Genomic DNA, 13,983 nt, shown 5'->3' on the forward strand with positions numbered 1-13,983 from the left:
GCGCAAGCTCGACAGGCAGGGGCGGAACAGCGCGAGGGGCGGAACAGCGCGAGGAACCGCACGGCGCGAGGGGCGGAGTGGGGCAGGAGACGCAGGCGCGGCGGGAAGCGCGAAGCGGCGTGGGAGGCACGACGCGCAGCGGAGCAGGCACCGCGTGGGAGGGCCTGGGCCAGAGGCGGCGCTTGTGCCGTCCGCCGGTCAGGTCGGCAGCCCCGGGCGGCATGGGGAGGCGCAGGTCAGGCGAGGGAGGCGCGCAGGGCGGCGTCCTTTTCGGCGACCAACTGCTCCAGGTCGGCCTGGTAGGCCGACATGCGGTCGAGCAGGGTGCGGTCGGCGGCGGCCAGGATGCGGACGGCGAGCAACCCGGCGTTGCGGGCGTTGCCGATCGACACGGTGGCCACCGGCACACCGGCCGGCATCTGCACGATGGAGAGCAGCGAATCCATCCCGTCGAGGTGCTTCAACGGCACCGGGACGCCGATCACCGGCAGCGGGGTGACCGAGGCGACCATGCCGGGCAGCGCCGCCGCGCCACCCGCCCCGGCGATGATGACCTTCAGGCCCCGGTCGGCCGCGGCGCGTCCGTAGTCGATCATCTTGATCGGCGTACGGTGGGCCGAGACGACCTCGACCTCGTAGGGCACCTCGAACTCGTCCAGCGCCTCGGCGGCAGCCCTCATCGTCGGCCAGTCCGAGTCGCTGCCCATGATCAGCCCAACGACGCTCACCGCGCTCTGCCTCTCGTTCGCGCCCTCGGGGCCGGCAACCTGACCTGTCACGCTCACTCGTGCCCCTCGCGCAGCCAGCGGGCGGCCCGCGCGGCCCGCGCCCGTACGTCGTCCAGGTCGTCACCGAGCACCGTGACGTGCCCGATCTTGCGGCCGGGACGCACCTGCTTGCCGTAGAGGTGCACCTTGGCGCCCGGCTCGGCCGCGAAGAGGTGGTGCAGCCGCTCGTCGATCGACATCCCGCCCGGGTCGCCGCCGAGCACGTTCGCCATCACCGCCACGGGAGCGGTCAGCGAGGTGTCCCCCATCGGGTAGTCGAGCACGGCGCGCAGGTGCTGCTCGAACTGCGACGTACGCGCGCCCTCGATGGTCCAGTGCCCGGAGTTGTGCGGCCGCATCGCCAGCTCGTTCACCACGATCCGGCTGCCGGCGGGCGCCGTCTGGTCGGCCACCTCGAACAGCTCCACGGCGAGCAGGCCGACCACGCCGAGCGCGGTCGCCAGGTCGATGGCGAGTTGCTGGGCGGCTACCGCCAGCTCCTCCGGCAGGCCCGGCGCGGGGGCGAGCACCTCGACGCAGATGCCGTCCCGCTGCACCGTCTCGACCACCGGATACGCGGCGACCTGCCCGAACGGCGAGCGCGCCACCTGCACGGCCAGCTCCCGGCGCAGCGGCACCCGCTCCTCGACGATCAGCCGGGTGCCGCCGGCCAGCAGGGTCTTCGCCAGCCCGTCGGCCTGCGTCGCGTCGTCGACCAGCCAGACGCCCCGGCCGTCGTACCCGCCACGGGCCGCCTTGAGCACCACCGGCCAGCCGACCTCGTCGCCGAACGCCACCAGGTCGGCGGGCTCCGCCACGGGTCGCCACGCCGGGTTCGGCGCGCCCAGCTCGCCGAGCCGCTCCCGCATGGCCCGCTTGTCCTGGGCGTGCAGCAGCGCGTCGGCCGGCGGGAAGAGCTTCACGCCTTCGGCCGCCAGCGTCCGGATGTGCTCGGTGGGGACATGCTCGTGGTCGAAGGTGACCACGTCGCAGGCCTTGGCGAAGGTGCGCAGCGCGGCGAGGTCGGTGTGGTCGCCGTACTGGACGTCGGCGGCGACCAGCGCGGCGCCGTCGTCGGGGGCCAGCGCGAGCACGCGCAGCGACTGGCCGAGGGCGATCGCGGACTGGTGGGTCATCCGGGCCAGTTGGCCACCGCCCACCATGCCGACAACGGGCAGACCGGTACGGGAATCCATAGCGGCGTCAGCCTATCGGCACGCCCCGCGACCTGTGTCGCCGGCTGCCGCATCCCCGACCCCCGGTCCCGGCCGCCCCGGCCGTGCGACTCAGCGCCGGCCGAGCTGGCCGATCAGGTCGTCCACCGCCGTCACGGGGCGCTCGCAGACGAAACCCCGGCAGACGTACGCGGTGGGCCGCCCGTCGACCATCGGCCGGTCGGCGAGCAGGGGCATGCCGGGCTGACCGGGGCGGCCCGCAACGACCACCGCGCCGGGTGGGGCGTGCCGGTGTGCCGCCGCGACCAGCGGGTCCCCGGCCGGGTCGTCCGTGACCACCGCGATCTCGTACGGTCCGGAGAGCAGCGCCTCCCCGACGGTGGCCGCGTAGCCGGTGAAGCGGGCGTGCCGGCCGACGATGGGCGCCACGGTCGACAGGGCCGCCTCGGCGGCTTCCCGGTAGCGGGTCTCGCCGGTCAGCGCCGCGTACGCGACCAGCGCCGCGACGATCGCGGAGCGCCCGGACGGGGTGGCGTTGTCGGTGGGGTCGGCGGGGCGGCTGACCAGCCGTTCGGCGTCGTCGGCGGTGTCGTAGAAGGCACCGCCCGGGGCGGCGAACCGCTCCAGCGCGACGTCGAGCAGTTGGCCGGCCAGCTCCAGCCAACGCCCCTCGCCGGTGACCTGGTGCATGGCGCAGAACGCCTCGGCGACGCAGCCGTAGTCCTCCAGCACCCCGGCGGGATCGCCGACCACCCCGTTGCGGGACACGCGGCGCAGCCGCCCGTCGACGATGTGCACCCTCGCCAGGTACTCGGCGGCGTCGCGCATCGCGCCATAGGTGCCGTCGGCGACGCCCTCCAGCGTCTGCGACCCGTCGTCGGGGCCGGCCGGCCCGAACGTGTCGGCCACCCGGTTGAACTCGGCGATCGCGGTGATGACCAGGCCGTTCCAGGCGGCGACCACCTTGTCGTCCAGGGCCGGCTGCGGCCGTTCCCGGCGGGCCGCGAGCAGCCGGTCGACGACGTCCTGCCAGCGCCGCGTCAGGGCCGGGTCCGCGTCGTCCACGTCCCGGGCGAGCCGCAGCACGCTGGTGCCGTGCTCGAAGCTGCCGGCCTCGGTGACGGCGAACAGGTCGGCGGCCCAGCGGCCGTCCTCCTCCCCCAGCACCTCGATGAGCTGGGTCGGCGTCCAGACGTAGGTCGATCCTTCGACGCCCTCGGTGTCGGCGTCCAGCGCCGAGGCGAACCCGCCGGACGGCGTACGCATCTCGTCGGCGAGGAACCAGGCGGTGTCCTGTGCGACCCGGCGGGCCAGCGGGTCACCGGTCAGGCGCCAGAGCTGGGTGTACGTCCGCAGCAGCAGCGCGTTGTCGTAGAGCATCTTCTCGAAGTGCGGCACGGTCCAGTGCCCGTCGACGGAGTAACGGGCGAAGCCGCCGGCGAGCTGGTCGTAGATGCCGCCCCGGGCCATCGCCTCGCAGGTGTGCCGGGCGATCTCCAGGCTGCGCGGGGAGCCGGTGCGCTGGTGGTGCCGCAGCAGGAAGAGCAGGTTCATGTGCGGCGGGAACTTCGGCGCCCCGCCGAACCCGCCGTTCGTGGCGTCGTACTCCTTGGCGAGCTGGTCGGCCGCGGCGTCGAGCAGCGCGGCGTCCAGCGGCGCGGTGGGCCCGCCCACGGCCTGCGCGCCGCCGATCGCCTCGACCACGGCGGCGCCCTGCTGGATCACGGCGTCGCGCTGGTCCCGCCAGGCGGCGGCGACCGACTGGAGCAGCCGGACGAAGTTCGGCCGGGGGAAGTAGGTGCCGCAGAAGAAGGGGGTGCCGTCGGGCGTGGCGAAGACGGTCATCGGCCAGCCGCCCTGCCCGGTCATCGCCTGGGTGGCGGTCATGTAGACGGCGTCGACGTCGGGGCGTTCCTCGCGATCCACCTTGATGGCGACGAAGTCGTCGTTGACCAGGGCCCCGACCTGCTCGTTCTCGAACGACTCGTGGGCCATCACGTGGCACCAGTGGCAGGCGGCGTAGCCGACCGAGATGAGCACCGGCACGTCCCGGCGCTTCGCCTCGGCGAACGCCTCGTCGCACCAGGGCCACCAGTCGACCGGGTTGTCGGCGTGCTGGAGCAGGTACGGGCTCGTGGCGTCAGCGAGTCGGTTCACCCGACGACCATAACCATCCCGTGGCGCGCCCGCCCGCGCTCCGGCACCCGACGGGACCGCCGCCTCGCAGGCGGCCTGGCGGGGTCAGGAGGCGCCGTCGGCGCGCAGCGGCAGGACGTTGGGGCGGGCCTCGTCGAGGAGGGTGCCCAGGACCGCGCCGATCTTGTCGGCCGGCATGGGCTTGAAGAAGTGGTAGCCCTGGGCGGCCGTGCAGCCCAGCTCGGCCAGCGCCAGGCGCTGCTCGGCGGTCTCCACGCCCTCGGCGACCACCCGCAGCCCCAGCTCGTGGGCGAGACCGACGGTGGTACGCACGATCGCCGCCGCCTCCGGGGAGTCGGCCATCCGGATCACGAAGGAGCGGTCCACCTTCAGCTCGTCGACCGCGATCCGGGTGAGGAACGTCAGCGAGGAGAAGCCCGTGCCGAAGTCGTCGACGGCGAGCTGCACGCCCATCGACCGCAGGGTGGCGAGCACCTCGTCGATGACCTCCAGCTCGCTCATCACCACCGTCTCGGTTATCTCCAGGACCAGCCGGTCCGGCGGCACCTGGTGCCGGCGCAGGGCATCGCCGATGTCGGCGGGCAGGCGGGGGTCGAGCAGGCTGCGCGCCGACAGGTTGACCGAGATCGGCACGTCGAGCCCGTCGCCGGCCCAGCCGGCGGCCACGGCGAGCGCCTTGTCCAGCACGTAGCGGGTGAAGGTGCCGAGCTGTTCGCTGTTCTCCACGGGGCGGATGAAGTCGTGCGGCCCGAGCCAGCCCCGGCGCGGGTGCCGCCAGCGGATCAGCGCCTCCACCCCGGTCGGCGCCCCGGTGGTCAGGTCCACCGCCGGCTGCAACGCCAGCACGAGCTGGTCGTCGGTCTTCAGCGCCTCGCGCAGCTCGGCCAGCAGGGCGAGCTGGTCGGTACTCGCGGCGTCCCGGGCGGAGTCGTACGCGGCGACGCTGCCGCCGCCCTCCTTGGCCTGGTACATGGCGATGTCGGCCCGGCGCAGCAGCTCGGTCAGGTCGGCGGTGCCGGCGTCGGCGACCACCACCCCGACGGAGACCTCGACGGACATCCGTACCCCGGCCACCTCGGTCGGCGCGGCGAGCCGCTCGGCGATCTCGCGGGCCTGCCGCAGCGCGTACGTCATCGGAGCGGCCCGGTCGCCGATCACCGGGACCGAGGTCAGCAGCAGCGCGAACTCGTCGCCGCCGAGGCGGGCGAGCAGGTCCCCGGGGCGGGCGAGGGTGCCCAGCCGGTTGGCGGTCAGCCGCAGCAGCTGGTCGCCGGCGGCGTGCCCGAGGGTGTCGTTGACCTCCTTGAACTGGTCGATGTCGAGCAGCAGCAGCGCGACCGGGTGGTCGTGGGCGAGCTGGCGCAGCGCCTGGTCGCCCTTGCTGAGCAGAGCAGACCGGTTCGCCAGCCCGGTGAGCTGGTCGTGCACCGCCTCGTACGACGAGCGGGCCGTGACCAGTCGCAGCTCCCGGTGGGTCGCGGCGTCGTGCAGCGCGGCGGCGACAGCGTCGCCGAACGCGGCGACGGCGTCGTGTTCCCGGGCGGTCGGGGGCGCGGAGCGCGGGAACCGGATGCGCAGCTCGCCCACCCGGGCCGCACCCACGGTGAGGGTACGCACCAGCTCGTGACCCTCGGGCTCGCTCCGGCCGGGCGGGGCGACCTCGCGGTCGACCAGTTGGCCGCCCGGATCACCCCGGTAGCGCCGCCACCGTCCGTCGCCGCGCGCCACGTCGACGTCGACGAGTTCGGCGTTGAAGACGGCCAGCGCGCCGGTCACCGCGGCCGTGGCGACGCCCCGCTCGTCGAGCTGGTTGAGCGCGGCGGTGGCCTCGGCGAAGGCCCGCCAGGTGCGGCGTTCCTGGTCGGCGCGCAACCGGTGCCGGTAGGTCTGCTGGAGCAGCCAGAGCGGCGGCGGGAGCAGCAGCAGCCAGCGCGCGTCGAGCTCCAGCAGCGCCACCACGACCAGGCCGACGGCCACGTTCCCGACGAACATGAGCAGCTTGCCCCGCAGCGCGGCGAGCAGCGGCGGCCCGACGGGGATGCCGTGGCGCAGCGCCAGGGTGGCGCCGCCGAGCCAGGCGGTGGCGAGGAGGTAGGTGACCGACCCCGCGAGCACGGCCAGGGCGAGCGCCGGGGTGGGCGTCGCCAGCAGCGGCTCGCCGAGCCAGGTGGTGACCGAGACGGCCAGGGCGGTGGCGGCGGTCAGGGAGGCGGTGATCCGGACGACCTCCAGGACCGGCCGCCGGTCGCCGAGCAGCGACATGGCCGACCAGGCGAGGGCGGCCCCGAGGAGCGCGGCGGAGGGGAGCCAGCCGGTGGGCGTCAGGTAGAGGCAGATGATCAGCGCCGCCTCGCCCCAGGTGATGCTCACCATCCCGGCGGCGGTGCGGAACCGCAGCCGGGCCAGCTGGGCGACGGCGAACACGGCGACGGCGAGCCCGAACCGGGCCGGCCCGCCGAGCGGGTCGTCTGCGGGCAGGCGGGTCGGCGCGGTCCACCCCAGGCCGGCGGCGACCAGGGCGGTCAGCGCGACGGCGACCGTGAGCAGGAGCAGCCGCGCGGGGGTGCCGCGGATTTCGAGCCGGTCGGTCGACTCGCCGGCCCTGCCGGAGGTCACCGAGCCGCTCCGCCCGCGGGCCGCTCGCCGTCACGACGGGCTGCCGCTGGTGTGGTGGTCATCGGCGCCCCCTCCCGCGCACGGCTCGGGAACTCTTGGTCCCCCCGGCGAGAGGCTAAGGCAAACCCGGTGGCCGCAACAGGGGGCGACGACCGGGTTCGACGTGAATCATGCGTGGACTAGCCGTTGCGACGCTGCTGACGCCCGGTGGGAGCAGGGGTGGATGAATCCTGCGCCTGCGTGCCCTCTGTCGGATCGACGACTTCCGCGTCCGCCCGGTCGAGCGTGGCCGGCGGGCCCTGCTGGGGGAACCGGTCGGGCAGGCGACGCAGCCGGGAGTTCATGTTGCGGATCAACAGGACGGTGGCGGCGGCCAGAACGAGGATGAGGAAGAGGCCCATCGGGCCGGCCAGGCCACCCGTGCGGGTGTCCCCGAAGTTGTTCTGGGCGAGCACCTGTGCGGCGGTCAGCATGGCGTTCCTCCGGATTGCGGTTGGTGACCAGGGTAGCCCGGCCCCGACTCAGCGGGCACAGGCCGTCTCGCGCACCCCGGCGAAGAGGTCCGACTCGGGCAGCGGGCTGTCGACCAGCGAGCGCACCAGCTCGAAGTCCTCCGTCGGCCACGCCCGCCGCTGCAGCTCCATCGGCACCTGGAACCAGAAGCCGTCGGGGTCGATCTGGGTGGCGTGGGCGCGCAGCGCGTCGTCGCGGACGGGGAAGTAGTCGGCGCACTCGACCCGGGTCGTGATCCGGGGCCCCTTGTCGGGGCGGTCCTCCCAGCGCTTGATCCACTCCTCGTAGGGCGAGTTGAGGCCGGCGGCGAGCAGTTCCTCGTGCAGCGCCATGATCTTGCCCTTGGAGAAGCCGATGTCGTAGTAGAGCTTGAGCGGCTGCCACGGCTCGCCCAGCTCCGGGTAGCGCTCCGGGTCGCCGGCGGCCTCGAACGCGGCCACGCTGACCTTGTGGGTCATGATGTGGTCGGGGTGCGGGTAGCCGCCCTCCTCGTCGTACGTCGTGACGACGTGCGGACGGAACTGGCGGATCAGCCGCACCAGCGGGCCGGCCGCCACCTCGACGTCCTGGAGGGCGAAGCAGCCCTCCGGCAGCGGCGGGAGCGGGTCGCCCTCGGGCAGGCCGGAGTCGACGAAGCCGAGCCATGCCTGCTCGACGCCGAGGATCGCCCGCGCGGCGTCCATCTCGGCCCGGCGGACGTCGGCGATGTTGGCCCAGACGTCCGGTCGGTCCATCTTCGGGTTGAGCACGCTGCCGCGCTCGCCGCCGGTGCACGTGACCACCAGGACGTCCACGCCCTCGGCGACGTACTTCGCCATGGTCGCGGCGCCCTTGCTCGACTCGTCGTCGGGGTGCGCGTGGACGGCCATCAGTCGCAGTTGCTCTGCCAACGTCGGCGCTCCTCGTCTCTAGCCCGCCGGCGGACCCCCCGCAGGACCGCCCGGCTGACCTGCCGGAATCCTCCCCCGCGCCGGGGACCTGCCGGTGCCGACCTGCCATATTTGACGACGGGACGGGCTGGGAGGATGGAACTCTGCCATTCTTGCCGATGCCTCCGACAACGACGCCAGGAGATACCCAGCGGTGACCGAGACGCACGCCACACTTCCGCCGGGCGCGCCCGCCTTCCCGCCGGGCCGGTACGGCCGCCGCCGGGAGCCGGGGCGCCGACGGCCGCTGCTGGCGGTGCTGCTGGCGGTCGCCATGGTGGCCGTCATGACCCTGGTCGCGGTGCGGCTCTACCGGCAGTACGGCGATCCGAACTACGACGCCGAGGTGATCACCTACACCGGGATCACCGACAGCCAGGTGCTGGTGGACTTCCGGGTCACCGTGCCGGAGGGCGGCTCGGCGGTGTGCCTGGTGCGCGCCCGCGACCGTGACGGCGCCGAGGTGGGCCGGGAAGAGGTGACGGTGACCGCCCGGCCCGACCAACGGCACGTGAGCACCCAGCACCGGCTGGTTACCACCGCCCGGCCCTTCATCGGCGAGGTGATGCGCTGCCGGCCCCCGGGCTGAGCAGCCACGACACGCTCCGGGCGCACCGGCACGGATGCCCGGGGCTGCCCCGGTGCCGGCGGCACCGGCGGTGCTCGAGCGCACCCTGTGTCGTACCGCACTGGTAGCTTGGAAGTTCACCTGTCAGCCAGCACGCACGAACGAGGAGACCGCCTGTGTCCACTGGCAACGAGGCGCCCGCCACCTGGCTGTCCCAGGACGCATTCGACCGGCTCCAGGCCGAGCTCGACGAGTTGATCGCCAACCGGCCGGTCATCGCCGCCGAGATCAACGCCCGGCGCGAGGAGGGCGACCTGCGGGAGAACGGTGGCTACCACGCCGCCCGCGAGGAGCAGGGCAAGGCCGAGGGGCGCATCCTCTACCTGAAGGAGCTGCTCCGCACCGCAAAGGTGGGCGGGGCACCGACCGCCGACGTGGTGTCGCCCGGCATGGTCGTGACGATCTACTTCGACGACGACAAGGACGACACCGAGACGTTCCTGCTCGGCTCCCGGGAGATCGCGTCGACCACCGAGCTGACGGTCTACAGCCCCGAGTCGGCGCTGGGCCAGGCGATCCTGGGCGGTCGGCCCGGCCAGACCTGCACCTACACCGCCCCCAGCGGGGCCGACATCAAGGTGACCGTGGTCAGCTTCGAGCCGTTCTCCGGCTGACCCCCGTCCGGCGGGCCCGGCCTGAGTCCCGCCCGCCCGGCAGACCGAGCGGACGGCACGCCCGCCGGTGACCCGGCACCGGGCGGCGACACGCCACCGGGCAGGTGGCGACGACGAACGACGCGGCGAGGCGTGACACCGGTCCCGGTGTCACGCCTCGCCGGCGAAGACCACCTGGTAGCCGCTGGCCCGCAACGCGCTGATCAGCGTGTCGGAGTGCTCGACCCCCCGGGTCTCCACCGACAGGGCCACCTCCACCTCGCCGAGGCGCAGGTGCGGGTTGGCCCGCTGGTGCTCCACGTCCACCACGTTCGCCCGGTGTTCGGCGATCTCGCCGAGCAGCGACGCGAGCTGGCCCGGCCGGTCGGAGCAGCGCACGGTCACCCGCAGGTAGCGCCCGGCGGCGGCGAGACCGTGCTCGATCACCCGCAGCATCAGCAGCGGATCGATGTTGCCGCCCGAGAGCACCGCCACCACCGGCGCCTGCACCTCGACGACGCCCGCCAGCAGCGCGGCCACCCCCACCGCGCCGGCCGGCTCGACCACCTGCTTGCCCCGCTCCAGCAGCATCAGCAGCGCACGGGAGATGTCCTCCTCGGAGACCGTGACGATCTCGTCCACCAGCTTGCGGACGTGGGTGAAGGTGAGCTCCCCCGGCCGGCCGACCGCGATGCCGTCCGCGATGGTGCCGAACGCCGGGAGGCGTACGGGCTCGCCGGCCACCAGGGAGGGCGGGAACGCGGCCGCCCCGGCGGCCTGCACCCCGATGATCCGCACGTCGGGCCGCAGCGCCTTGGCCGCCACCGCCATGCCGGAGACCAGCCCGCCGCCGCCCACCCCCGTGATGATCGTCCTGACCTCGGGGCACTGTTCGAGGATCTCCAGGGCCACCGTGCCCTGGCCGGCGATCACGTCCCGGTGGTCGAACGGGTGGATCAGCGTCGCCCCGGTCCGCTCGGCGTAGGTCTGCGCCGCGACCAGGGACTCGTCGACGGTGTTGCCGACCAGCTCGACCTGGGCGCCGTACCCCTTCGTGGCGGCCACCTTCGGCAGCGGCGCGTTCACCGGCATGAAGACGGTGGCGTGCGTACCGACGAGGCCGGCGGCGAGCGCCACCCCCTGGGCGTGGTTGCCGGCGCTCGCCGCGACCACCCCGTCGGCCCGCTCCGCCTCCGACAGCCGGGAGATCCGCACGTACGCGCCACGCACCTTGTACGAGCCGGCGCGTTGCAGGTTCTCGCACTTGAGCCACGTCGGTCCGCCCAGCGCCGCGCTGAGCGGCCGGGAGGGCTCCAGCGGGGTGGTGCGGACGACGCCGGCGAGCAGTTCCCGCGCGGCCCGTACGTCGGCGAGACCGACCAGTTCCGTCATGCCCCTGATCGTGCCACCCTGCACCCGCGCCGACGCGCGCACGCCACCTCTCAGACGGCGGCGGGGACGCGGGGGTAGCCGGGCGCGTGCCGGGGCCAGGGGGCCTGCATCTCGAACTGACCGGCGACGCCGAGCAGCAGCAGCTCGCTGCCGGGCGGGCCGACCAGCTGCACGGCGACCGGCAGGCCGTCCGGGCGGCGGCCCACCGGCACCACCAGCGCGGGCAGCCCGGCGATGTTCCACGGCGCGGCGAACGGGGCGTAGCGGATGCTGGCCAGCATGTTGGCCCGCCAGGACCGGCCGGACCAGCCCGTGGCCTCCGGCGGCACGGTCGCCAGGGCCGGGGTGAGCAGCAGGTCGACCGAGTGGTCGGCGAAGAAGCCGATCGAGCGCTCGCGCCAGGCGGCCCGGTCGGCCTCCCGGACGTACCCGCGCCGCTGCGCCCACTCGCCGAGGGCGACGTGGCGGCGGCTGCGCCGCTGGAGGCCGCGCCGGTCCAGCCCGGCGGCCCGCACGTCGGCGGCTGCCGCTGCGAACCAGGTGGCGATGCCCTGCAGGCCCAGCGCCGTCGGGTAGACCGGATCGGCGGGCACGGTGTCGTGGCCCGCGCCCGCGAGCAGCCGGCCGGCGGCGGCGACCGCGTCCCGGTTGGGCGCGTCCGCGTGCACCCCCCGCACCGGCGAACGCAGCGAGACGCCCACCCGCAGCCGCTGCGGCGGCACCAGCTTGTCCGGGCGACGGCCGGCCAGCACCGAGAAGCCCACGGCCGCGTCGGCGACCGTGCTGGTGAGCATGCCGTGCTCGGTGAGGCCGAACCAGTCGTCCGCGCCGAGCTGACAGGGGACCACGCCCCGGCCCGGCTTGAGCCCGACCAGGCCGCAGCAGGCCGCCGGGATGCGGATCGACCCGAGGCCGTCGTTGCCGTGGGCGATCGGCACCAGGCCGGCGGCGACGGCGGCGGCCGCCCCGCCGGACGAGCCGCCGGGGGTACGCCCGGTGTCCCAGGGGTTGCGGGTGACGGCGGTCTCGTCGTCGGTGATGCCCCAGAGGCCGAGTTCCGGCATCCGGGTCACCCCGAGGATCACCGCGCCGGCGCCGCGCAGCCGGCGGACCACCTCGTGGTCGGCCTCGGCCACCGGCGTACGCACGGCCGCCGACCCGTTCCAGGTGGGCAGCCCGGCGACGGCGGTGTTCTCCTTGACCGCCACCGGCACCCCGGCCAGCGGCAGGTTGGCCAGGTCCTCCTGCTCGTCGACCTTCTCCGCCTCGGTGATCGCCTCCCCGCCGCGTACCGTGCGGAACGCGGCGAGGTCGGCGTCGACCCGGACGATGTGGTCCAGGTGGTCGGCGACGACCTGGGTGGCCGTGACGTCGCCCCGGCGTACGCCCCGGGCGATCTGCTTGGCGGTCGCCCCCACCCAGGTCGGCATGATGTCCTGCACGGCCACCCTCCCAGCCAGCGGTCAGCCCAGCGCCTGCTCCAGATCGGCGAGCAGGTCGTCGACCGTCTCGATGCCGACAGACAGTCGCACGAGATCGCCGGGAACTTCAAGCGGCGAGCCGGCAGCACTTGCGTGTGTCATCCGGCCCGGGTGCTCGATCAGGGATTCCACGCCGCCGAGCGACTCGGCGAGGATGAACAGCTTCGTCCGGTTGCAGATCTCGACGGCGTGTTCCTCGCCACCGGCCGCCCGGAACGAGATCATCCCGCCGAAGCGGTGCATCTGCTTCGCGGCCACCTCGTGGCCCGGGTGCGCGGGCAGCCCGGGGTAGATGACCTGGCCGACCTTGGCGTGCCCGTCCAGGTAGGCCGCGATCCGCTCGGCGTTGTCGCAGTGCCGGTCCATGCGTACGCCCAGGGTCTTGATGCCGCGCAGGGTGAGCCACGCGTCGAAGGGGCCGTTGATCGCGCCCATCGCGTTCTGGTGGTAGCGCAGTTCCTCGCCGAGCCCGGCGTCGGCGGCCACCAGCGCGCCACCGACCACGTCGGAGTGGCCGCCGATGTACTTGGTGGTGGAGTGCACGACCACGTCGGCGCCGTGCGCGATCGGCTGCTGGAGGTACGGCGAGGCGAACGTGTTGTCGACGACCAGCAGGGCGCCCGCGTCGTGCGCGACGCCGGCCAGCGCGGCGATGTCGGCGATGCCGAGCAGCGGATTGGTGGGCGTCTCCACCCAGACGATGCGGGTCCGGCCCGGCTCGACGGCGGCCCGGATCGCGTCGGGGTCGGAGACCTTCGCCGGGGTGTAGTCCAGCCCCCAGCGCTCGGCCACGCGCGCGAAGAGCCGGTACGTGCCGCCGTACGCGTCGTCGGGGATCACCACGTGGTCGCCCGGCTTGCAGACGGTACGCAGCAGGGTGTCCTCGGCGGCCAGGCCGCTGGCGAAGGCGAGCCCGACCGGACCACCCTCCAGCGCGGCGAGGCACTCCTGGAGGGCGTCGCGGGTCGGGTTGCCGGAGCGGCTGTACTCGTAGCCCAGCCGCGGCGCGCCGACGGCGTCCTGGGCGTAGGTGCTGGTCTGGTAGATCGGTGGGATCACCGCGCCGGTGCGGGCCTCGGGGTCCTGGCCGGCGTGGATGGCGAGCGTGTCGAAGCCGTGACTCATCCCGTGAGGCTAATGCCCCGTCCCGAGGGCTGGAACGGAACGGTCCTGTCGGGTCCGCGCCCGACGGGCCGGTGGAGACGTCTGTCGGCGGGGCGGCCGGCATAGCCTGGACCGATGAGCAGGTGTGTGTTCTGCGGGATCGTGGCGGGCGAGGTCCCCGCCTTCCGGGTGGCCGACGAGCCCGACGGGGTGGCGTTCCTGGACACCCGGCCGGTCTTCAAGGGGCACGTGCTGGTGGTGCCGCGCACGCATCTGGTCGCCCTGGCCGACCTTCCCGCCGAAGCGCTGGCCGGCTACTTCGGCCTGGTACGCCGGCTCGCGGTCGCCGTGGAGACCGGCACGGAGGCCGGTGGGACGTTCGTGGCGATGAACAACAAGGTGTCCCAGTCCGTCCCGCACCTGCACACCCACGTGGTGCCGCGCACCAGGGGCGACGGCCTGCGGGGCTTCTTCTGGCCGCGCACCCGCTACGCCGACGACGCCGAGGCCCAGACGTACGCCGCTCGCATCACCGCGGCCCTCTGACGGGCTGCGGGAGCACCCACAGCCCCGCCGGCCCCAGCGGCCCGGCGGCCCGCCCCGACGGCCCGACGGCCCGGTAGCCCCA

Annotated in this window: 11 protein-coding genes and 2 pseudogenes; 3 read left to right on the forward strand and 10 right to left on the reverse strand. The window is 74.2% G+C overall.

Annotated elements, in window-relative coordinates; translation table 11 throughout:
• Positions 1 to 236: 236 nt before the first annotated feature.
• From purE to mca, 7 genes and pseudogenes are all read right to left on the reverse strand, one after another.
• Positions 237 to 728, reverse strand: a complete 492-nt coding sequence (gene purE / locus ACTMS2_RS05070; RefSeq protein ID WP_089001934.1) for a 5-(carboxyamino)imidazole ribonucleotide mutase — start codon at positions 726 to 728, stop codon at positions 237 to 239.
• Positions 729 to 781: 53 nt separating this feature from the next.
• Entirely contained in the window at positions 782 to 1,963 is a 1,182-nt protein-coding gene (locus tag ACTMS2_RS05075) for a 5-(carboxyamino)imidazole ribonucleotide synthase (protein ID WP_441174330.1), read from the reverse strand.
• 90 nt (positions 1,964 to 2,053) lie between these two features.
• Positions 2,054 to 2,779: pseudogene (locus ACTMS2_RS05080) on the reverse strand (hypothetical protein); the annotation flags it as partial.
• Positions 2,780 to 2,844: 65 nt separating this feature from the next.
• Positions 2,845 to 4,099: pseudogene (locus ACTMS2_RS05085) on the reverse strand (thioredoxin domain-containing protein); the annotation flags it as partial.
• Positions 4,100 to 4,183: 84 nt separating this feature from the next.
• Positions 4,184 to 6,673, reverse strand: a complete 2,490-nt coding sequence (locus ACTMS2_RS05090) for a putative bifunctional diguanylate cyclase/phosphodiesterase (RefSeq protein ID WP_441174651.1) — start codon at positions 6,671 to 6,673, stop codon at positions 4,184 to 4,186.
• Positions 6,674 to 6,894: 221 nt separating this feature from the next.
• Positions 6,895 to 7,188 carry a hypothetical protein gene (locus ACTMS2_RS05095; RefSeq protein WP_363904647.1) on the reverse strand — a complete coding sequence of 98 codons (294 nt, stop codon included), beginning with the start codon at positions 7,186 to 7,188 and terminating at the stop codon, positions 6,895 to 6,897.
• Positions 7,189 to 7,236: 48 nt separating this feature from the next.
• Positions 7,237 to 8,118 carry a mycothiol conjugate amidase Mca gene (gene mca / locus ACTMS2_RS05100; RefSeq protein WP_441174331.1) on the reverse strand — a complete coding sequence of 294 codons (882 nt, stop codon included), beginning with the start codon at positions 8,116 to 8,118 and terminating at the stop codon, positions 7,237 to 7,239.
• Between the two features lie 193 nt (positions 8,119 to 8,311).
• Between mca and ACTMS2_RS05105 the strand changes: the two genes are divergently transcribed.
• Together ACTMS2_RS05105 and greA are read left to right on the forward strand one after the other, a co-directional pair.
• Positions 8,312 to 8,746, forward strand: a complete 435-nt coding sequence (locus ACTMS2_RS05105) for a DUF4307 domain-containing protein (protein ID WP_441174332.1) — start codon at positions 8,312 to 8,314, stop codon at positions 8,744 to 8,746.
• Positions 8,747 to 8,901: 155 nt separating this feature from the next.
• Entirely contained in the window at positions 8,902 to 9,399 is a 498-nt protein-coding gene (gene greA, locus ACTMS2_RS05110; protein ID WP_441174334.1) for a transcription elongation factor GreA, read from the forward strand.
• Between the two features lie 150 nt (positions 9,400 to 9,549).
• Here greA and ilvA read toward each other — a convergent pair whose 3' ends face one another.
• Genes ilvA through ACTMS2_RS05125 form a run of 3 tightly spaced genes read right to left on the reverse strand, consistent with a single transcriptional unit; the run spans position 9,550 to position 13,376 of the window.
• Positions 9,550 to 10,770 (reverse strand): threonine ammonia-lyase, encoded by a 1,221-nt coding sequence (gene ilvA, locus ACTMS2_RS05115; protein ID WP_089001942.1) that lies wholly within the window; start codon positions 10,768 to 10,770, stop codon positions 9,550 to 9,552.
• Between the two features lie 50 nt (positions 10,771 to 10,820).
• Positions 10,821 to 12,218, reverse strand: coding sequence for an amidase (locus tag ACTMS2_RS05120; protein WP_441174335.1), 1,398 nt, complete (start codon positions 12,216 to 12,218; stop codon positions 10,821 to 10,823).
• 15 nt (positions 12,219 to 12,233) lie between these two features.
• Entirely contained in the window at positions 12,234 to 13,376 is a 1,143-nt protein-coding gene (locus ACTMS2_RS05125) for a cystathionine gamma-synthase (protein ID WP_441174336.1), read from the reverse strand.
• A gap of 114 nt (positions 13,377 to 13,490) precedes the next feature.
• Here ACTMS2_RS05125 and ACTMS2_RS05130 point away from each other — a divergent pair, with 114 nt between their 5' ends.
• Positions 13,491 to 13,901: an HIT family protein gene (locus ACTMS2_RS05130; protein ID WP_441174337.1), complete on the forward strand. Its 411-nt coding sequence runs from the start codon at positions 13,491 to 13,493 to the stop codon at positions 13,899 to 13,901.
• The last annotated feature ends 82 nt before the right edge of the window (positions 13,902 to 13,983 follow it).

Origin of the sequence: Micromonospora sp. SD12 (assembly GCF_052068495.1) — a bacterium.
Lineage (GTDB): Bacteria > Actinomycetota > Actinomycetes > Mycobacteriales > Micromonosporaceae > Micromonospora > Micromonospora echinofusca.

Bases quoted from the DNA above. Each gene is read 5' to 3' on its own strand.
- ACTMS2_RS05130 (WP_441174337.1), top strand. From the start codon at position 13,491: ATGAGCAGGTGTGTGTTCTGCGGGATCGTGGCGGGCGAGGTCCCCGCC.
- ACTMS2_RS05095 (WP_363904647.1), bottom strand. From the start codon at position 7,188: ATGCTGACCGCCGCACAGGTGCTCGCCCAGAACAACTTCGGGGACACC.
- ilvA (WP_089001942.1), bottom strand. From the start codon at position 10,770: ATGACGGAACTGGTCGGTCTCGCCGACGTACGGGCCGCGCGGGAACTG.
- ACTMS2_RS05075 (WP_441174330.1), bottom strand. From the start codon at position 1,963: ATGGATTCCCGTACCGGTCTGCCCGTTGTCGGCATGGTGGGCGGTGGC.
- ACTMS2_RS05125 (WP_441174336.1), bottom strand. From the start codon at position 13,376: ATGAGTCACGGCTTCGACACGCTCGCCATCCACGCCGGCCAGGACCCC.